Raw genomic sequence first — 20,867 nt, 5'->3', positions numbered from 1 at the left:
TAAAATTGGATGGCCTTTTGACCTAAAAAGTTATTGACATATACACATACTTAATTGAATTCCTGACAGCATCAAAATCTCTTCCCAATCCATTAACAAAACTGCTTATTTCTCGTATTTGGAGGTTTTGTGCATTATCGATCCATTTCTTAAGTCCATCGACGTTTTTATCTATAAGCATTTTTTTGAATTTCCATATAATATCATGAATTTTTTTAAAACAAGGATTTTCACTACAGATTCTTTCGAAAAGTTCCTGACTGATTGCCTTAACTTTTTCCGTTGGATTATATAAAAGCTTAAAAATGTCTTTGCGTTCTATAGTTATTGTTTTTATGCCTTTTTCTTGACTCTTATCATAGTAAAACTTCCAGCGCCTTTTCCAGTCTGCTATATAATGACGTATAGTAGAAGAAGATCCTTCATAGCCTAATTCTCGTATTTTTTTCTCTATAACATATCCCATGATGCCTTTTGTAAGCATATCATCCACATATTTTATAAATGGTGATAATTTACCTTCTTTCTTCTTTCCATAAGATGCATGAACAGGGTTAAAATTTTCATCAAGATATTTTCTAATTGTGGAGGTATTTAAGCCTGTACGCCTGGATATTTCTCGATTGCTACATCCAGCATTTTTTAACTCACGCACCTCATTTACCCGTTTCATTTTAAGGTTTACTTTCTCATCATGTACTGTCATCAACTTGGTTTGAAATAATAAATACCTTTCATATGGTGTCATTGAAATCAGCTTATCATAAGCTCGGATGTCCATGTTTAAGCTTTGGCAAATCTTTGTTTTACAATAACCTAAAGAAAGAAGACGTTCTATTTGATCATATTTTTCTTTTAATGTCAATTTTCTATTTTCATCTGCTTTTGAAGGCGGATGAAATTCTTCTTCGGTAAAATCTTCGCCATGTGGCAGAGATATCGATATATGCGTTTTGAATTTCTTCTTTAGATAGTCTACTGCATATGAAGTCAAGTTTTTTAGTAAATGAAACCTGTCACTGATCTGTATAGCATCGGGGTGTGAATCCGTAATTGCATTATGATAGGTAATTGATCCATCACGAGATATAATACGAAGGTTTTTATACGATTTTAGCCAATCTTTAACAGTCTCATATTCTCTTGAATCGATCATATCCAATATTCGGTGTGTTTTAATATCTACCATAATGGTTCCATAGGATTCTCTTTTCTTTAAGGCAAAATCATCAATACAAACCTCTATAACCACATCTTTATTAACTATGGGTTCTTCTTTTTTTTTAAGAGGCAGCAGACGGTACTCTTACCAACATCTACAATATTCTTTCTGAGTATTTTTGAGGCTGCTGTTGAACTACAGTTCAGCGAAATATTTATGATTTCATTCTCTAACCTGTTTGTTTTCTTTGCCTTACTTTGTAGGAAATCAAAGCGTTCAGCAAATGTTGTGTGACCGCATTCTGGATTATCGCAAAACATCTTACGATTTAAAAGTATAATAATGACCTTGTTTCCTTGTATGGGTAGGTCTTGAAAGGTTCTCTTATATGTAGAATGTACTCGAGAAGACGGTTTGCCGCAGAAGGGACAAGCCACCACTTTTCTGTTTGAAACTACTTTAATGTAACATACACCACCAGAAATTTTATAATCTACATAATCCAAATTTTCATCTAAAATCTTAATAAATCCATCCATGAAATAGCCTCTTTTCATTTGTATTGACCATTCTCATTATATCATATTTTTTCTGTATTCAACTAACTCCGGAAAGAACCATTTTTATGTTAACATAAACAGTAGACACAAAGGAGGATGTTATATGCAGGAAGTTGAGGTTATAAAAGCAAGAAATGCATTGACAAAACGAATACGCGGGAAAAAGATAGAACGTTTGCGTGTTGCTGCTTATTGCCGTGTCAGTACAGATAGCGAAGATCAATTGAATAGTTATAAATCACAAGTTAATTATTATACTGATTTGATTAATAAGAATAAAGAATGGGTCTTGGTAGATATCTATGCAGATGAAGCAATTACAGGTACACAAGTTACAAAACGTGAAGATTTCCAGCGTATGATTAACGATTGTATGAATGGTAATATTGATATGATTATTACAAAATCTATTTCAAGGTTTGCCAGAAATACCTTGGATACACTAAAATATGTCCGTATGCTCAAAGAAAAAGATATCGCCATCTATTTTGAAGATGAAAAAATAAACACACTTACGATGGATGGAGAATTGCTGCTTGTTGTACTTAGTTCTGTAGCTCAACAGGAAGTTGAAAACATTTCTTCCAATGTCAAAAAGGGATTAAAAATGAAAATGAAACGTGGAGAATTGGTAGGATTTCAAGGCTGTCTTGGATATGAATATCATCCAGAAGACAAGACTATTACTGTAAATAAGGAAGAAGCGGAGATTGTCAAGTACATTTTCAAGCGTTATATTAATGGTGCTGGTGCTTCGGTTATAGGACATGAGCTTGAGAATCTTGGGTACAAGACAAAATATGGCAGCTCAACATGGGCACCATCTACCGTTATTGGAATCATTAAAAATGAGAAATACAAAGGTGATTTGTTACTGGGTAAAACTTTTACTGTTGACCCTATTTCAAAAAGACGACTTGAAAATATGGGAGAAGAAGATAAGTTTTATATACGTAATCACCATGAACCAATTGTAAGTGAAGAAATCTTTGAAAAAGCACATGAAATCCTCAATAGAAGAAGTAAAAACAGAACAACAGTAGGTGTTGGAAAGAGAGAAAAGTACAGTAGAAAATATGCTTTTAGCTGTATGCTGAAATGTGGATTCTGTGGCAGCAATTTGTCAAGGCGTGTGTGGCATAGCAGTTCCAAGTACAGCAAGATTATCTGGCAGTGTGTAACATCTACCAAAAAGGGCAAAAAATTTTGCCCGGATAGCAAAGGTATATCAGAGAAAGCAATTGAGGATGCTTTTGTTGAAAGCTATCGTCTGCTATGTAGCGATAACAAAGATGTGTTAAATGAATTCCTTCAAAGGATGGATGACACACTAAGCAGTAGTACTGTAAATAAACAGCTTGCTAAAGTAGAAAAAGAGATAGGTACGATAGAAAACAAGAAGAATAAACTGGTGGATATGCTTCTGGAAGAAGTTATAGATAAGGATATGTATGAGACGAAGTATTCTGTATTGATGGAAAAGCAGAAACAGCTTTTAAACGAACGTCAGAAATTACAAGAAACAGTAGGTGATGAGAAGAACATTAAGCGTCGTTTGAAAGAGTTTAAGAAAACATTGGAACAAAATGAGGTTCTAAATAAATTTGACCGATATGTTTTTGAAAGTGTTGTAGAAAAGGTGATTGTTGGTGGATATGACGAAGATGGAAATAAGGACCCATCACAACTTACATTTGTATATAAAACGGGTATGAAAAATAATATGAATGGAAATAAATTTAAACCACAGAGAAGAAATATTAAGGATAAAAATAAGACTGACAAATTGTGCTCTCATGATAATAACGAGGTAAATAAATTGTCTTCTCATAGTAGCGTTGATACACGTGGAGACGGTAGTCAAGCTTAAAAGGAAAGATAGCTAGAGGTATTGGTATAGATCTTGAATGTTAGATGATGTAATTGAAGACTTTTTTATGTATGAGAAAAGTGTGATACTAATATAAAAAATACGAGTAAGTAAAATGTTTTTATGAAGAAAATAAGGAAAGACCTCTATAATTGATGAAGATGATAGATCAGCTAGGCATTTTGCAGAAACAGCATTATTAAGATCAATTGGACTTATGGCCATCTTATTGTTGGCAAAAGAGTGTAAAAAGATTAATAGTGTAAAGGAATATTTAGATGTATTAATAGATAACGGTTTTAGAATGTCAGTAAAATTATATAATGAGGTTTTAAAATCAGCAGGAGAAATTGAAAATGACTGAACTCGGTAAAAGCTTAATAGATGAAGGAAAAGATGAAGGAAAAAAAGAAAAGACTATAGAGATAGTCAAGAGAGCAATAAAAAAAGGTATGGACAACGAAACAATAAAAGAATTGACAGATTTAGATATTGATGAAATTGAGTTGATAAGGAAAGTACTAAAGTAAGATAATTATAAACAGAATGAAATATTTATATTAAATTGGCTTATTAATGGTGTAGTAAGCTGATTTTTTTAATATCCAGAATTAAAATGATTTGAGTTGATAAAATGATGTGTGTTTATGATAAAAAACCACCAAGGGGAACTTTGATAACAGCGGACTTGGAGTATTAAGTGACGCTGTAAGATGTTATATAACTGAAGAATTAAACAGTGATTATTCTCTGGAACTAGAGTATCCTGCAAATTCTAAAAAAGCAAAATAAGGATTTTAAAATTTTTTTGAGTTGAGTATAAATAAAGTGTATAATTTGCTATAGGTAATATGTAATCATTGTGAGATTATGTTGAACAGTAAGCTACATATTATAGTATAATAAAATTATACATATGCTAGATTTATATATAAATTTTATTTGTTGGAGGAATAGAAATGAAAATAGGTTTTTTTGACTCTGGTATCGGAGGTATTACTGTATTGTATGATACAGTAAAAATATTACCTAATGAAGATTATATATATTATGCAGATACATTAAATGTTCCATATGGGCCCAAACCGAAAGACGAAGTTAAAAAGTACATTTTTAATGCTGTAGAGTTTATTATCCAACAGGGAGTTAAGGCGATAGTTATTGCTTGCAATACTGCTACAAGCGTAGCAATCGAAGAGTTAAGGGCTAAATACAGTATTCCAATCATTGGCATGGAACCTGCTGTAAAACCTGCCATTGAGAAAAACAAAGACATAAATAAACGAGTTCTGGTAACTGCTACAGCTTTGACTGTGAAGGAAGAAAAACTGCAAAATCTTATTGCCAAATTAGATAATGAACATGTTGTTGACTTATTACCTCTTCCAGGATTAGTCCAATTTTCGGAAAAACTTGAGTTTAATGAAGAAATAGTATTACCTTATCTTAAAGAACAGCTATTTAAATATGATTTAAATAATTATGAAACTATTGTTTTAGGGTGTACTCATTTTTCTTACTATAAGGATATGTTTAGAAAATTACTTCCATCACATGTTAATATAATCGATGGAAACATTGGTACTGCAAAAAATTTAAAAAGAATTTTGAAAGAAATGAATTTATTAAATGAAGGCAATGGTAGTATTACTTTCTATAATTCAGGATTTAAGGTTGAGGATAGGGCTAAATTAGATAAATACAACAGACTATTAAAAAGACTGGATACCATCAACGAATGAAATTAATTTTGGTAATTCTAATATTAAGACGGAATATTCTTATTTAACGTCATAATTATTTAATGGAAAAGTGGCTTACTTTTAATGGTAAGCCTAATTTTATGAATAACATTGCTTATAAGATAAACTTCACTACATCTTTTATATGGTGCTTGTCTACCATCAGCACTCGGAACATGTGGAGACGGTAATTTCATTAAAAAGCACAGCAAGAAGACTTGAATTGAGTCTTCAGGAAGATTAATTAGAGAAGGATATATTATGAAAATTTCAAAGAAAGATGCGTTGATGTGGTTTGAATTTTTTTCAATATTGCCTGAGAAAGAGGAAATTATGACAAAACAACAAGAAATAATTTACGTTACCTTTGCGCAAATCGAGGCAGCCATTGATCATAAAAATGATACATTAATGTCGAAAATTAAAAGTTTGAAAACTTTGGNAATTATGACAAAACAACAAGAAATAATTTACGTTACCTTTGCGCAAATCGAGGCAGCCATTGATCATAAAAATGATACATTAATGTCGAAAATTAAAAGTTTGAAAACTTTGGAGAATAGAACTTTTTTTGTGGGAAATGAAAGTAAATTTCCAAAAGGATGTCGTTCTTGTCTGTTGGGCACTGGTTTAAATGCAATTAGGAAAACGAACAAATGTAACATAGAGTGTAAATTCTGTTATAATTATGGAGATCTGGAAGATATTCCTCCAATTGGCAAAGGTATGTGGGAAATTGGAGGCACAAGATTTTATGACAGGGATATTGATTTACTTCTTTCCATCCAGAAGAAACCCACATACAAAACTTGATTTTATCAATTGTGCAGAATTACATTTGAATGAGAATAACATAGACAATTATTATGGGGAAAACATGTATGTTTCCAGACAGGGATATATATCTCCAATTTGGAGTAGGGAATTAACTCTGAAATTCATGAAAATAGCCGATGAAGAAAAGTGGGATTTAGTAGTTCATGATTGCTCAAACTGTACAAAATTTGCTAGAGATTTAAACTTGAGCAGCAAAGAGGGTAAATGGTTCGGAGCCAGTAATTATGCCTGTGAGTTTTCCAGGATTCCATATGAAGTATTTTTACCAATACTGCGTGATGACAATTTCAAATTTTTAAGTGAAGAAGAATTACCTGAGGGCTATAAGCCAGGAGAGATGATTTTTTAGAGGGTCTTTAACTATGCACTTGGAAGATATTAAAAAAGTTTTTGATGAAGAATTGATAGAATCATTAAAGAATGTGGTACAGAATTTGAAAGAAGCTAAAAATTCACAGGAGAAATTCAATATGAAAAAATCTAAATTAAATAGATAAATGAATAATTTTGTGATGGATGTTGATAATGAAGGGGAAATATCTCATATGGGATGAATTGTACTGCTATTTTCAAACAGGATATGAGATGGAAGAAAAATGTATGCCCATGCCATCATCTTATACTCCCAATATTGAGCCGGATAGTATAGATGTCAGTGATATGGATTCATTAGTATGGGGAATAAAATAATAGATATATTAGGAAAACCAGTTAGAAGTAATTTTATTTACTTTAACTGGCTTTTTACTTTTTGCTAGGGAACCTCATTGCTACTGACAGTCAATGTCATTATTAGATTATATAATTAGAATATGAAATATAAATATTGAGGGTGGGGATATTGTGTGGATTATGAGGATATGGACAAAGAAACACTTATCAAGATTTTAAGAAAAAAAGATGCTGTACTGGAAAAACTGTATTTGGAAAGAGAAAAATTGAATTATTATGCAGATACAGATGTTATGACTGGAGTATTAAATAGAAGATCAGGATTGGAGCTGTTGGATAAGGAATTTAATTTGTCAAAGACAGGCAATACAAATCTTGTTGTTTGCTTTGTTGATGTAGATGGATTGAAAGCAGTAAACGATAACTTTGGACATCAAGAAGGCGATAAGCTTTTAATAAATACAGTTAAAATTCTGAAAGACAGTATCAGAAGAACTGATTTTGTGATTAGAATGGGCGGAGATGAATTTCTGGTGGTATTTCTAGATACTGCAATGGGGGAAGTCTATAAAATTTGGCATAGAATTGAGGAAAAATTAAAAGAACGCAATGAGAATAATGGAAATTATAATTTCAGCTTGAGCTGTGGATTCTGTGAGTGCGGGAAAGGAATGCAAAGTGGAATTTCTATGGAGGATTTAATAAAAAATGCAGATTTTGAAATGTATAAGGAAAAATTGCAGAAAAAGAAGGAATTATAAAGATATATGTATAATTAGTTAATAAAATGTTAAGGAAACATAAGGAAGGGTACATGTATATGGAAAGATTTAAAGCAGATGTATTATTGTCTATCTACAATCAACTAAAAGAAGGAAAAGTAATTGTAAAGAATGATGTAATAGATAAATTCAACATTAATGAAAGAACTTTTTACAGATATATAAAAGACATAAAGAAATTTGTAGAAGATGAATCCTATGGCGAGCTAATGGGAGAGGAAATTATATCGGACAGAGAAAAAGGCGGATATATCTTAAAAGGCGGGCAGGAGAAAAATCTAAGTGAAAAGGAAATTCTGGCAGTTTCCAAGGTGCTTTTAGAGAGCAGAGGTTTTATAAAAGCAGAAATAAAAGATATAATTTACAAACTTCTTGATAATTGCATATCTAAGGACAGGGAGAATATCAAGTACATTATAGGCAACGAGTTCATGAATTATGTTTCTCCAAGACATGGAAAAAGGCTTTTGGATAAGCTTTGGAAAATAAGTGCTGCAATAAAAGATAAAAATATACTGGAAATTGGGTATTTTAAAATTGGTACAGGCGGAAAGATAGAGGAGGAAATTTCGAAAAGAACCCTGTATCCCCAGGGTCTGTTGTTTTCTGAATATTATTTTTATCTTATAGCTTTAATAGAAGGCAAAAGTTATGAATATCCTGCTATCTACAGGGTGGATAGAATTGAAAAACTAATTGTTACGGACAGGAAATACAAGGTGGACTACAGCAAGAGATTTAAAGACGGGGAGTTTAGAAAGTTAATCCAGTTCATGCAGGCAGGGGAGCTGGAAAGAGTAAGATTCAGGTATACAGGCAGATCCATAGAGGCGGTTTCAGACAGGCTGCCTAATGCCAGAGTGATAGAAGAGAAACAGGGTGAGTACATGGTGGAAGCCAGGGTATTCGGGAATGGAATAAAAATGTGGCTCTTGAGTCAGGGAGAGTCTGTGGAGGTCTTGAGTCCGGATAGATTCAGAGAGGATATTATAGAGACTATAGACAAAATAAGAGAGATGTACAGATGATCTTTTTATATAATGTAAATAAAGTATAATAACGAGGAGAGGATATCATGCTGGACAAGGCAATTATAATAGCTGCAAAGGCCCATGAAGGTCAGGCTGATAAAGGCGGGCAGCCCTATATACTGCATCCACTGCGGGTGATGTTTTCAAGAAAAACTGAAACTGAGAGAATATGTGCAGTGCTTCATGATGTAATAGAAGACACTGATATATCGCTGGATTATTTAAAAGCCCAGGGCTTTTCTGAGGAAGTTCTGTCTGCACTGGATGCCCTGACCAGAAGAGAGCGCGAAACCTATGACGAATACATAAGCAGGGTTATAAAAAATAAAACAGCCTGCCATGTAAAATTGTGTGATTTATGTGACAATACCGATTTGTCAAGGATTGCAAACCCTTCAGAGAGGGACTACAGAAGATTGGAGAAGTATCACAAAGCTGTAGACAGGATACTTAATATCCTTGAGAAAGCTGGAGACAGAGAATTTGCCAATATCAAGGAAATTGAAATAAATGGATTTGTATCAGTGCCGGAAAACTGTTCAGAGGACGAATTCTCCAATAAGTTTATAGATTTCATTGAGAGAAATTGCTGGTCTTTTAGCGGTGGTATAAGGGAATTGAAGTCCAGTGATTCTTAAGCATGTAGGAAGGAGAAAATATATGACTGATTATAGGATACAAATACAGGTTGATGGTGAAACTATTGAAACACTTCAGGATATTTTACCCCAGGGCAGTGAATTAAATATATTGTTTGTGGGTAAAGTGCCTACACCTTTCAGTGTTAAAGAAGGGCACTATTTTCAAGGCAGGCAGGGTAAGATGTTTTGGAATAAACTTCAAAAATATACTGGCAGTTGTAACTATCCTCTGTCTTATAAAACGTTATTTTACCAGAATGAATATCCGCACATTAACTGCAGAAGTTAAAAAATTAAATAAATTGATTTCCGAAACCAATCAACTTATATCAGCTGCTGTGTGATAGTTTATTATTGTTTTATCAGGATTTTGAGGATAAAGGCATCTCATTACAGCTGGAACTTGATGAAAAAGTCCCATTGGTGCTGTTGGATGAAAAGATTACCAATAGGGTATTCTTGAATCTATTTCAAAATGTCATACGCTATGCCAGATCATACTGCAAAGTCGAATTAAGAGTGACAGAAAAGCATATTAATATCAGCATCAGCAACGATTCTGAATCCTTAAGCGAGGAAGCTGTAGCATGTCTTTTTAACCGTAAAAGCTGATATTAATCGATCCAAACACTCTTCCGGTTTGGGTCTGGTCGTTGCAAAAGAGCTGATGAAATTACAATCAGGCAGGATAAATGCATTTTATAAGGATAATACTTTGACCTTTATGCTGTCTTTTAAACGTTAAAATTGTTTCAGTAGATTTAAAAAGTCTACTGTTTTTTTATCTATTTAAATATGCTGTATTAAGTATTTCTGATAGTATTGTTTAAAAAATAAAAAAGGTATATACTGATGTATATACATTAATTATAAAATATTATTTTAGGAGTACAAAATGGATAAAAGTTTTTTGGTAAATGAAATAAAAAGACTGAAAACAGAAAGGGATGCCTGTATACTGGCGCATAATTATCAGGTGCCTGAAGTCCAGGATATAGCGGATATTGTAGGTGATTCCTTTGCCCTCAGCAGGGCGGCAGCAAAAATAAACAAGAAAATTATAGTATTCTGTGGTGTCAGATTTATGGGGGAAAGTGCAAAGATACTTTCTCCGGACAAGAAAGTGCTGATTCCTTCAAAATATGCAGGGTGTCCTCTGTCAGATTCTATAACTGCAAAACAGCTTCAGGCTATGAAAAGCAAATATCCTGACGCAGCTGTTGTATGCTATGTGAATTCTTCAGCAGAGGTTAAGGCCATAAGTGACATATGCTGTACTTCTTCCAATGCAGTCAAGGTTGTTGAAAGCTTAAAGGAGGATGAAGTGCTGTTTGTGCCTGATGAAAATCTTGCCGGTTATGTAGCTGAAAAAGTAAATGGAAAGCATATAATACCTTGGCCTGGACATTGTATAACCCATGCCAGAATAACAGTGGAGGACCTTGTAAAAACATCAGAAGAGCATCCGGAAGCAGAAGTACTGGTTCACCCTGAAGTTTCTGAGGAAATAAGGGAAAGTTCTGATTTCGTGGGAAGCACTTCACAGATAATTGATCATGTCCATAAATCTTCAAATACAGAATTTATCATAGGTACTGAAATAGGTGTGCTTCATAAAATGAAGAAGGATAATCCCGACAAAAGATTTTATCTCATGAGCCCCAGGCTGGTATGTGAAAATATGAAAATGACATCTCTTGAAAGTGTTTATAGATGTCTTTTAAATATGCAGTACGAAATATCAGTGCCTGAATATATCAGGAAAAAAGCTGAGAACTCTCTGGAGAAAATGTTGTGTATTGAGTAAAGCAGTGGTATCGGGATTAAGTGATTATAAAATAGGCTGGTGATATGAATTGAAAAGATATTTGGTTGATTTTAAAAGTGAACCCTGTGAAGGTAAATATGTTGATATTGTTATAATAGGGGCTGGAATAGCCGGCCTTTACACGGCTTTGATGCTTCCAAAAAAATTAAAGATAGCAGTGCTCAGTAAAAAAGAAATAGATGATTCGGATTCCTACATGGCTCAGGGAGGTATTGCTGCCAGTATAGGAGATGATGACAGGGAACTTCATGTAAAGGATACTGTAAATGCAGGCTGTTATGTGAACAATGTGGAAGCCGTGAAGGTGCTTGTAGATGAATCCGGGCAGGCCGTAAAGAATTTGATTGAACTTGGCGTGAATTTTGACAGGGATGATCATGGTAATTTCTACAGATCTTTTGAAGGGAATCATTCCATACCCAGAATACTTCATGTAAATGGTGATTCCACGGGCAAGGGTATAATGGACGTGCTTATAAGAGATGCTGAAAGTGCCGACAATATAGAAATAATCTCGGATATATTTGCCCTGGATATTGTGGAAAATAGGGGAAAATGCTGTGGTGTGACGGCATTTTATAAGGACAGATCAGTATATTTCACCTCCAGGTGTTGTATAATGGCATCAGGAGGAATAGGCCAGCTTTTTTCAAAAACCACAAATGTGGATGTGCTCACTGGAGACGGAATTGCCATGGCAATAAGGGCAGATGTGAAACTCAAGGACATGGAATATGTTCAATTCCATCCTACAGCGTTTTATTCAGGAGATACAGATGATAGATTGTTCCTCATATCCGAGGCCGTAAGAGGAGAAGGTGCAGTACTTAAAAACGTAGAGGGAAAGAGATTCATGGAGGAATATGACAGAAGAATGGAGCTTGCACCCAGGGATATTGTTGCAAGGGCTATATTCGATCAGATGAATAAAGCATCATCTAAATATGTATATCTGGATGCCACCATGTATGATAAAGATTTTCTCCAGAACAGATTCAGACAGATTTACAGGGAATGTGAAAACAGCTCCATAGAAATGTACAGGGATTATATACCTGTCACTCCTGCGGAACATTATTTCATGGGCGGAATTGAAGTGGATCTCTTCAGCAGAACAAGTATGGAAGGACTTTATGCTGTAGGTGAATGTGCTTGTACTGGAGTACATGGTGCCAATAGGCTGGCAAGCAATTCTCTTCTTGAAGCTCTTGTATTTGGGAAAAGAGCCGCAGAGGATATCTCTGAAAAAATTTCATGTGGAAGAATGTACATCCTGCCGGAATTGAAAAATGAAGACAGCTTGAATGAAAAAAATAAAGAAGTTGATTTTCATGAGCTTAAAAGATCTTTAAAAGTCCTTATGGAAAAACATGCGGGAATAATAAGAAATATAGATGATCTTAAGGCAGCATTGAATATTATTGAGGACAGACTCTCTAAGTTGGAGACTTTAAGTCTTAAAAGTGTGGAAGCCGTAGAGACATATAATATGTATCAGATTGCCAGAAATATTGTGATTTCAATTCTTAAATCCAGGACTTCCATAGGAAGCAACTATGTTGAAAATTATTCTAAAGACAATAGAGTTTTGAGGTGATTTGTTTGAATTTTTTAATGGTTGACAAATTGATAAAGGAAGCACTTCTGGAGGATATAGGTTATGGAGATGTAACCACTGATAATTTGATACCTGAGGGTCAGATTTCACAGGGTAAATTTATCTCTAAGGAATCCGGTATTGCTGCAGGTATTGACGTGGCTAAAAGAGTATTTCAAATTTTAGATGACAGCATAATATTTGCTGTGAAAATAAAAGAGGGCGGAAGAGTTGAGAAAGGCAGTGTCATCGCAGAAATAAAGGGTAATAGCAGATCCATATTGAAGGGGGAGAGAGTTGCCCTCAACATAATGCAGAGGATGTCCGGCATTGCAACCAAAACCAGAAGAATGGTGGAACTTGTAAAGGACTATAATGTTAAAATAGTAGATACCAGAAAGACACTCCCTGGATTCAGGATGCTGGATAAGTATTCGGTTAAAGTGGCAGGAGGATATAATCACAGGCTGAATCTTTCGGATTACGTTATGATAAAGGACAATCACATAAAGGCAGTGGGCTCCATAAAAAAAGCTGTTGAAAAAATAAAGGACAGTCTTCCCTTTACTGTAAAGATAGAAGTAGAAGTGGAAAACCTGAAACAGCTTCAGGAAGCAGCTGACACCGAAGCCGATGTGATAATGCTGGATAATATGGATGTGAATGAGATGAAAAAGGCTGTAAAATTTGTAGAGGGAAGATTTGCCCTGGAAGCTTCAGGGAATGTTACTGAAGAAAATGTGCGAGATATTGCTGCTGCAGGAGTCGATATAATATCGATAGGAGCCCTCACACATTCGGTAAAAGCTCTGGACATAAGCTTGAAATTTATTTAAAAGATGAAATAGTGTAAAATTAAAACTATATCCCGACAATTCCATATATTTTCACAGTGCTGAACAGAGGCATAAATGCGATAATATAGTAAACCACAACAGAGTTTCTTTTTGTGTAGTCGGAGAAAATTATGTCCTGCCGGATAAATTCACTATCAATCTTAGAGGCTACCCCTCGATTGAAGCTTGTGTTCCTTCCACCTTACATTCCTCAACTTAACCTTATTGAAGGTTTTATGATAGGCAAATTCAAAAATAAAATTTTAATAGCAGCTATTTTTAGTCTTTTTTTTCTAATATCATTTAATGTACAGGCAGCAAACTTTACAGATAACCAAACAGTAGATTCAAACAAAGCATGGACAGTTAGCTTTAATAGTGAAGTTAGTTTTGATGATTTAACTAAACAAGGTATAACAGTAACAGACAGTGAAGGCACTAAAGTAAATGTAGGATTGCAGCTAGGACAGGATAGTAAAACAGTTACAGTGACAGCTCCGCAAGGAGGATATACAGCAGGAGAAAGCTATACATTAAACATTGGAAATCAGGTACATTCTACTAAAGGTAAGATTTTGAATAATGAATGCAAATTGAGCTTTAATATTAAGAGTAACGGAGATAAAATGTTAAACGGAAAAAAATTAAATCAGGCAATCTATCTACAGACTATAACACTGAACAAGTATTAAGTGATATAGATAAGTTTCAATTGAATACTTTAAATATACCTGTAAAGATAGAAATAGATAATCTTTCTTCAAGTGATATGAGAGTTGACAAATCAAGCGAAGAGAAAGCAATAGACTTAATCAAACAATTAAATGGTAAAAACATAAATATAATACTAGAGCCCTATCCCTGGATAGCTGAGGGAGGGAAGAGTGAAACAGATTGGAATCCAGATAATATGAATACTTTCTTTTTAAATTGGAAGACAAATGTACTAAAAACGCTAATAGATGATATTGCAGTACCATACAATGTAGATGCACTAAACATAGGGAGCAACTTTGTAAATATAGAACTCGAAGAAAAGAATTGGTGTGATACTATAGATTATGTTAGAACCTATTATAAAGGATTAGTAACCTATAGAACCAATTGGTGGTATACAGCATCATGGGATACTAAAAGTATTACTGACTATGAAAACAAGCTAAATAATAAGTTGTTTTCAAAACTAGATTTTATCTCTATTGCAGCTTATTTCGAGCTTACAAATAATCCTACAAATACCGTGGAAAATCTTGTAAGCGCAATAGAAAGTTCACAGATATCTGTGAATGGACAAATTAGAAACCAAAATATAAAACAAGAAATAAAAAATTTTTATGATAAATGGAATAAACCTATCTTCTTTGGAGAACTTGGTTTTCCTAAAACTGATGAAGCATCGTTTCATCCATGGAATCCAGATGAAAATAGCACTGTAAATAATGTTGAACAGGCTAATTGCTTTGAGGCTTATAGAAGAGAGTTTGAGAATGAGCCATGGCTTCTAGGATTTTCTGTATTTGCAATAGGTAAACAAGACGATAATAAACAATATTACCCAAGTGAAGAAAGTACATTAGTTATTAGAAATTGGTATAGTAAGAAACAGTAAGTTTCTCACAAGTAACTGAGAAATTGAAATAATAAAGTACTCTAGATTATTTAACTTTGTTTTAATAATCGATGAATTAAATATAGGGGGAAAAATGAAAAGAAAAAATGAGAGTGTAAGATTTTTTCTGTAAATAGCTATCTCTGATAATTATTTTAAAGAATCAAAGTAGATGAAACTACTTTAATGTCTTTATTACAATATAGTAATTAATTATGTACATGTCAAGAATACCCTTGAAAAAGGATATTCTTGACATGTAATTTTTTTGTTACTTAAGTCTTCCTTCGTACATTATGGAAAATTCTTCATATCCCCTGTTTTTAAGCTCATTCAGCACACTGAGCCAATATTTGCTGCTCTCATTGTCACCAATCTGTATGGAAAGTACTTCCTTTCTTCCTTCTTCGCTTATACCAAGGATAACGTAGGCAGCCAGTTTACGTATTACATTATTGTCCCTTACAGAAAAATGCACAGCATCGATAAAGACCATTGGATAAACATTGGAAAGTGGCCTCTGCTGCCACGATTCTATTTCCGGCAGAAGTTCGTTTGTAATATTTGACACCATGCTTTAAGGTACGTGGTTGGATATAAATAACAGATACTCAAGACTTTCATCTATAACTTTTATTGGGCATTTTTTACTGATGGGAATGCAGTAAAAGCTCGGACTACAGCTCTTTAATTAAATTGCTTTTTACATCACATACTGTTGTGGAGCTAAAAATGGTATAATGGCAATGTATCAAAAAAGGATCGGGGGAACTTTTTATGAAGCTACGTTGTTTTTTGCATATAAAACCGATTCATACCGTGTGGAGACGTTAATTTTATTAAAAAGCACATCAAGAAGACTTGATTGAGTCTTCAGGAAGATCAATTAGAGGAGGATACATTATGAAAATTTCAAAGAAAGATGCGTTGTCATGGTTTGAATTTTTTTCAACATTGCCTGAGGAAGAGGAAATTATGACAAAACAACAAGAAATAATTTACGCTACCTTTGCACAAATCGAGGCAGCCATTGATCATAGAAATGATACGTTGATGTCGAAAATTAAAAGTTTGAAAACTTTACAGAATAGAACTTTTTTTGTGGGAAATGAAAGTAAATTTCCAAAAGGATGCCGTTCCTGTCTGTTGGGCACTGGTTTAAATGCAATCAGGAAAACGAACAAATGTAACATAGAGTGTAAGTTCTGTTATAATTATGGAGAACTAGAAGATATTCCTCCAATTGGCGAAGGTATGTGGGAAATTGGAGGCACAAGATTTTATGACAAGGATATTGATTTACTTCTTTCCATCCAGAAGAAACCCACTGGCATTTGCTACGTTTATTTGGAGCCATTCATGGAAATTGAAAAATACTATCCGGTAATAAAGAAATTTAGTGATGCCAAAATTCATCAACATCTATATACAAATGGCATTTTAGCTAGGCCAGATACATTGAAAGCATTAGGTGAAGCGGGCCTTGACGAGATACGTTTCAACCTGGGTGCTTCTAATTGTTCGGACAAAGTGATTGAAAATATTGGAAAAGCGAAAAAATATATTAAAAATGTAGGTATTGAAACTCCAATGACTCCTGAGTTTTTCGAAGCTTTTTTTAAGAAAAAGCAAGCTATCTTGGATACAAAACTTGATTTTATGAATTGTGCAGAATTACATTTGAATGAGAATAACATAGACAATTATTATGGGGAAAACATGTATGTTTCCAGACAGGGGTATATATCTCCAATTTGGAGCAGGGAATTAACTCTGAAATTCATGAAAATAGCAGATGAAGAAAAGTGGGATTTAGTAGTTCATGATTGTTCAAACTATACAAAATTTGCTAGAGATTTAAACTTGAGCAGCAAAGAGGGTAAATGGTTTGGAGCCAGTGATTATGCCTGTGAGTTTTCCAGGATTCCATACGCAGCATTTTTACCAATATTGCGTGATGACAATTTCAAATTTTTAAGTGAAGAGGAATTGCCTGAGGGCTATAAACCAGGAGAGCTGATTTTTTAGAAGGTCTTGCCATTAAGAGGAGAATGCATATGAAACCTATTTTAATTATTGCTCCACATTTTAAAATTGAATATACAGCTAAAAAAGTAGCTGCTCGTTATAATGATGTAGATGTAAAACTAGCATTATTGAATCAATCGATTAAAATAGCCAAATTAGCAGAAAAAGAAGGCGTAGAAGCTATAATATCCAGGGGAGGTACTGCTTCTATTATTGAAAATGCTGTTCAATCAGTACCTGTAATTAAAATGAAGGTTTCACCCTATGATTTGATAAATGCTGTATACACCGCCAAAAAATATGGACCAAATATTTTTATTATTGGATTTCAAAATATTATTGAAGGAGTTGACTTATTAAGAAAAATTTTAAATGTAAATATACATATTTATTATATCAATGATGAATATGATGGAGAAAGATACGTAAAAAATTTAATTAATTCTGGTGAAAAAATAGATGTGATTCTCGGAGGAACAGTTGCTGAAAATTTGGCTTTAAAATATAATATTCCAGCTGTTTTATTAGAAACTAGTGCTGTAACAGTGGATTCGAGCATCAAAGAAGCTAGAAGAATTATAAAAAGTACACGTAAAGAAAAACAAAAAACAGAGCAATTTGAAGCAATTTTAAATTATATCAGTGAGGGCGTAGTTTCTATAGATGATACTAAAAAGGTTATTACTTTTAATTCTGCCGCCAGTAAAATACTAGGTGTTCCCATTGAAAAGGCTATTGGACATTCAGTTGATGAATTAATACCAAATACAATGCTTCCCGAAGTTTTAAATGAAACTGAGTCCGAACTAGGGCAACTGTTTCAAATTGGAAAAACCCAGATCATCACTAATAGAGTACCTGTAATTATAAATAATAAAACAGTTGGGGCTGTAGAAACATTTCAACATATAACTAAAATTCAAGAGTACGAGCAAAAAATTAGAGGCAAGCTCTTATATAAAGGCAATATAGCTAAATATAGTTTCTCGGAAATCATAGGTGAAAGTGAAGCTTTAATTAAAACTAAAGAGAGAGCAAAAATGTATGCTGGTACTGATAGTACAGTATTAATTGTTGGGGAAAGTGGAGTGGGCAAGGAGATGTTTGCACAGGCAATACATCTGGAAAGCCGGAGGAAAAATGGACCTTTTGTAGCAGTAAACTGTACTGCAATATCTCAAAACCTATTGGAAAGTGAACTTTTTGGATATGATGAAGGTGCATTTACTGGAGCTAGAAAAGCAGGTAAGGTGGGGCTTTTTACTGAAGCTCATGGTGGAACTATATTTTTAGATGAAGTTGAGGATATTGATATTGAATTACAAGGTAAATTGCTAAGAGTGATTCAAGAAAGAGAGGTTAGACCGGTAGGCTCTAATAGAGTAATTCCTATAGATATACGTATAATTGCTGCCACTAATAAAAATCTTCTAATTGAGGTTGAAAAGGAAAAATTCAGAAGAGATTTGTATTACCGGTTGGATGTTTTAAGATTAAAAGTTCCTTCTCTAAGGTATAGAGGAAAAGATGATATTAAACTGCTTAGTAACTATTTTGTAAGTAAAATTTCATTTAAGTACAATAAAAAATCAGTGAAAATCTCAAATGATGCTTTAAATAAATTACAGCATTATCATTGGCCTGGAAATATAAGAGAGTTGGAAAATATAATTGAAAGCCTTGTGGTGCTAAATGATAATATAATAACTAGTGAGGCTGTAGAGAAAATAATAAATGAAAAGCTAGAAGGTAAAAATTGCAGATATGAAGAAAATAATTTTGATTATACCGATGACTTAGAGAAAATTAAGAAAAGACATATTAATAAAGTTTTAAATGGATGTAGGGGAAACCGGACTTTGGCAGCTAGTAGACTAGGAATTAGCCGTACGCAATTATGGCGCATTTTAAATGAAAAATAGAGGTAAAACTGGGAGTATATACTATACTGGGACTGTTTAGTTTTCCATAGGTGATGTTTTATTTAATTTATAGATTTTTACAATGAAAGAAGTTGCTACATTATGTAATTCATAGTTACATAATGTAACAACTGCTTTTGCTGTAACTGATACATCAGCTGCTTGTTATAGATAAGGTAAAATCATTTTAGATAAATATAGTTTTAACTACTATTTAATTCTTGTAAATATTGATATTGCTTGATTTCAAAATGCAATTCCTTATAAAAATCATGTTGTTTACTTTTATTTAATGCTGACTTTATTATAAGGAAAATAAGTAAAACAACAGATTTATAAAATTTTGGCATGATTATTGCTATTATTAAAGATAGCGTAATCATTTACGGAAATAAACAGGCAGATTAATTACGTCATATACTCATACACTGCAATTTTGTCTGCCTAAAACTTAATCCGATTTATTAAAAAATTTTAAGGAGGAAAACAGATGCATGCTATTGAAAAAATTCTAGCTAAAGCGGCAGGAAAAGATAGGGTAGAAACAGGAGAAATAGTTACTTGCAAAGTAGATTTTGCTGAAATTAACGATCTTTATCTTCAGACGGTATATTCTTTTTATGAAATGGGAGGTAAGAAAGTTTGGGATAATGAGAAGGCAGCTTTTGTGTTTGATCATTATGCTCCAGCACCAACTATACAGACTGCTCAAAATCATAGTGAAATGAGGGCTTTTGCTAAGGAACAAAATTTAAAATACCATTTTGATATTAATAAAGGCGTCTGCCATCAGGTTATGCCTGAAGCTGGGCTGGTTTGGCCAGGGATGATTCTTGTTGCAACGGACTCTCATACTACTACTCATGGAGCTTTTGGAGCTTTTGCTACAGGCCTTGGAGCTACAGATATGGCAACGGTATTGATTTCTGGAGAAATTTGGTTTAGAGTACCTGAAGTAATAAATATACAAATAAATGGACAACCTCAAAAAGGAGTTTATGCGAAAGATGTTATTCTTTATATACTTGGAAAACTTAAATCAGATGCAGCAGTATATAAAGCAATAGAGTTTACGGGAAGTTATATTGATGATCTAGGTGTAGCAGAAAGAATGACCATATGTAACATGGCAGTAGAAATGGGAGCTAAGGCAGCTTATATGAAGCCAAATGATAAGGTTTCAGAATATTTAAAGGAAAGAACAGATAAGAAATTTGAGATTCAGGAAACAGATGCTGACTTTGAATATTCAGAGACTCATGTTTTTGATATAAGTAAGTTATCTCCACAGATTGCAGTACCTGACAGTGTTGACAATGTCTATCCTGTAGAGGATGTTAAAAAAGTAAATGTTAATCAGGCCTTTATAGGATCCTGCACAGGAGGAAGATTGGAAGATATAGAAGAAGCATATAAGGTCCTTGATGGCAGGAAAATAAATACTGACGTAAGGCTCATTATTATACCGGCATCAACAGAGATATATCAAAAAGCAATCAAACTTGGGTATGTACAATCTCTTATGGCTGCAGGGGCAACTTTTACAGCAGCTGGTTGCGGCCCTTGTTTAGGAACTCATGAAGGACTGATTGCAAATGGTGAAATATGTATAACAGCTACAAATAGAAATTTTCCAGGCCGCATGGGAAGCACAGGAGCCAAAATATATCTTGCTTCACCTGCTAGTGTGGCTGCTGCAGCGTTAACTGGTAAAATTACTGATGTAAGAGAAGTATTGGGGAGGTAGAAA

Annotated in this window: 17 protein-coding genes and 5 pseudogenes; 19 read left to right on the top strand and 3 right to left on the bottom strand. The window is 33.7% G+C overall.

The features are described 5' to 3' along the window. Window positions 1-22: 22 nt before the first annotated feature. Both AB8U03_RS12310 and AB8U03_RS12305 read right to left on the bottom strand, forming a co-directional pair. Window positions 23-1,252, bottom strand: coding sequence for a transposase (locus AB8U03_RS12310; RefSeq protein ID WP_369704848.1), 1,230 nt, complete (start codon window positions 1,250-1,252; stop codon window positions 23-25). 11 nt (window positions 1,253-1,263) lie between these two features. Beyond that, a complete protein-coding gene (locus AB8U03_RS12305) occupies window positions 1,264-1,701 on the bottom strand; it encodes a transposase family protein (protein WP_369704847.1) in 438 nt (145 codons plus the stop codon). Between the two features lie 124 nt (window positions 1,702-1,825). Here AB8U03_RS12305 and AB8U03_RS12300 point away from each other — a divergent pair, with 124 nt between their 5' ends. The 16 genes and pseudogenes from AB8U03_RS12300 to AB8U03_RS12225 form a co-directional block, all read left to right on the top strand. Further along, window positions 1,826-3,592, top strand: a complete 1,767-nt coding sequence (locus AB8U03_RS12300; protein ID WP_369704846.1) for a recombinase family protein — start codon at window positions 1,826-1,828, stop codon at window positions 3,590-3,592. Window positions 3,593-3,809: 217 nt separating this feature from the next. Next, complete coding sequence (locus tag AB8U03_RS12295; protein ID WP_369704845.1) at window positions 3,810-3,956, top strand: DUF3368 domain-containing protein; 147 nt, start codon at window positions 3,810-3,812, stop codon at window positions 3,954-3,956. Then, window positions 3,934-4,122 (top strand): annotated as a pseudogene (locus AB8U03_RS12290) (hypothetical protein); the annotation flags it as partial. The gene AB8U03_RS12295 and the pseudogene AB8U03_RS12290, both read left to right, overlap by 23 nt. A 429-nt stretch (window positions 4,123-4,551) precedes the next feature. Then, window positions 4,552-5,334 carry a glutamate racemase gene (gene murI / locus AB8U03_RS12285; RefSeq protein ID WP_369704844.1) on the top strand — a complete coding sequence of 261 codons (783 nt, stop codon included), beginning with the start codon at window positions 4,552-4,554 and terminating at the stop codon, window positions 5,332-5,334. A 444-nt stretch (window positions 5,335-5,778) separates the two neighbouring features. Next, window positions 5,779-6,520: pseudogene (locus AB8U03_RS12280) on the top strand (hypothetical protein); the annotation flags it as partial. Between the two features lie 13 nt (window positions 6,521-6,533). Beyond that, complete coding sequence (locus tag AB8U03_RS12275) at window positions 6,534-6,668, top strand: hypothetical protein (RefSeq protein WP_369704843.1); 135 nt, start codon at window positions 6,534-6,536, stop codon at window positions 6,666-6,668. Between the two features lie 28 nt (window positions 6,669-6,696). Next, window positions 6,697-6,861 (top strand): hypothetical protein, encoded by a 165-nt coding sequence (locus tag AB8U03_RS12270; RefSeq protein WP_369704842.1) that lies wholly within the window; start codon window positions 6,697-6,699, stop codon window positions 6,859-6,861. 155 nt (window positions 6,862-7,016) lie between these two features. Then, a complete protein-coding gene (locus tag AB8U03_RS12265) occupies window positions 7,017-7,604 on the top strand; it encodes a GGDEF domain-containing protein (RefSeq protein ID WP_369704841.1) in 588 nt (195 codons plus the stop codon). Between the two features lie 59 nt (window positions 7,605-7,663). Next, window positions 7,664-8,653: a helix-turn-helix transcriptional regulator gene (locus AB8U03_RS12260; protein WP_369704840.1), complete on the top strand. Its 990-nt coding sequence runs from the start codon at window positions 7,664-7,666 to the stop codon at window positions 8,651-8,653. A 47-nt stretch (window positions 8,654-8,700) separates the two neighbouring features. Continuing rightward, a pseudogene (locus tag AB8U03_RS12255) lies at window positions 8,701-9,120 on the top strand (GTP pyrophosphokinase); the annotation flags it as partial. A gap of 196 nt (window positions 9,121-9,316) precedes the next feature. After that, entirely contained in the window at window positions 9,317-9,586 is a 270-nt protein-coding gene (locus AB8U03_RS12250; RefSeq protein ID WP_369704839.1) for a uracil-DNA glycosylase family protein, read from the top strand. Between the two features lie 606 nt (window positions 9,587-10,192). Beyond that, window positions 10,193-11,104, top strand: coding sequence for a quinolinate synthase NadA (gene nadA, locus AB8U03_RS12245; RefSeq protein ID WP_369704838.1), 912 nt, complete (start codon window positions 10,193-10,195; stop codon window positions 11,102-11,104). Between the two features lie 49 nt (window positions 11,105-11,153). Beyond that, a complete protein-coding gene (locus tag AB8U03_RS12240) occupies window positions 11,154-12,722 on the top strand; it encodes an L-aspartate oxidase (protein WP_369704837.1) in 1,569 nt (522 codons plus the stop codon). Between the two features lie 5 nt (window positions 12,723-12,727). Next, the gene (gene nadC / locus AB8U03_RS12235) at window positions 12,728-13,558 is read left to right on the top strand and encodes a carboxylating nicotinate-nucleotide diphosphorylase (RefSeq protein ID WP_369704836.1); all 831 of its coding nucleotides are present in this window, start codon (window positions 12,728-12,730) and stop codon (window positions 13,556-13,558) included. Between the two features lie 131 nt (window positions 13,559-13,689). Next, entirely contained in the window at window positions 13,690-14,250 is a 561-nt protein-coding gene (locus AB8U03_RS12230; protein WP_369704835.1) for an Ig-like domain-containing protein, read from the top strand. Then, window positions 14,199-15,167, top strand: a pseudogene (locus tag AB8U03_RS12225) (glycoside hydrolase family 113); the annotation flags it as partial. The gene AB8U03_RS12230 and the pseudogene AB8U03_RS12225, both read left to right, overlap by 52 nt. 292 nt (window positions 15,168-15,459) lie before the next feature. Here the strand turns inward: AB8U03_RS12225 and AB8U03_RS12220 are convergent. Further along, window positions 15,460-15,741, bottom strand: a pseudogene (locus AB8U03_RS12220) (transposase); the annotation flags it as partial. Between the two features lie 329 nt (window positions 15,742-16,070). On the opposite strand from AB8U03_RS12220, the gene AB8U03_RS12215 reads away from it, so the two are divergent. From AB8U03_RS12215 to AB8U03_RS12205, 3 genes are all read left to right on the top strand, one after another. Then, the gene (locus AB8U03_RS12215; protein ID WP_369704834.1) at window positions 16,071-17,195 is read left to right on the top strand and encodes a radical SAM protein; all 1,125 of its coding nucleotides are present in this window, start codon (window positions 16,071-16,073) and stop codon (window positions 17,193-17,195) included. A 29-nt stretch (window positions 17,196-17,224) separates the two neighbouring features. Continuing rightward, entirely contained in the window at window positions 17,225-19,117 is a 1,893-nt protein-coding gene (locus AB8U03_RS12210; protein ID WP_369704833.1) for a sigma 54-interacting transcriptional regulator, read from the top strand. A gap of 490 nt (window positions 19,118-19,607) precedes the next feature. Next, window positions 19,608-20,864 (top strand): 3-isopropylmalate dehydratase large subunit, encoded by a 1,257-nt coding sequence (locus AB8U03_RS12205; RefSeq protein WP_369704832.1) that lies wholly within the window; start codon window positions 19,608-19,610, stop codon window positions 20,862-20,864. Window positions 20,865-20,867: the final 3 nt, after the last annotated feature.

It is taken from the genome of Clostridium moutaii, assembly GCF_041205085.1.
Classification (GTDB): Bacteria; Bacillota; Clostridia; order Clostridiales; family Clostridiaceae; genus Clostridium_B; species Clostridium_B moutaii.
Note: the sequence above shows the minus strand (reverse complement) of the source record. Positions and strands in the feature narration are given on the sequence as shown.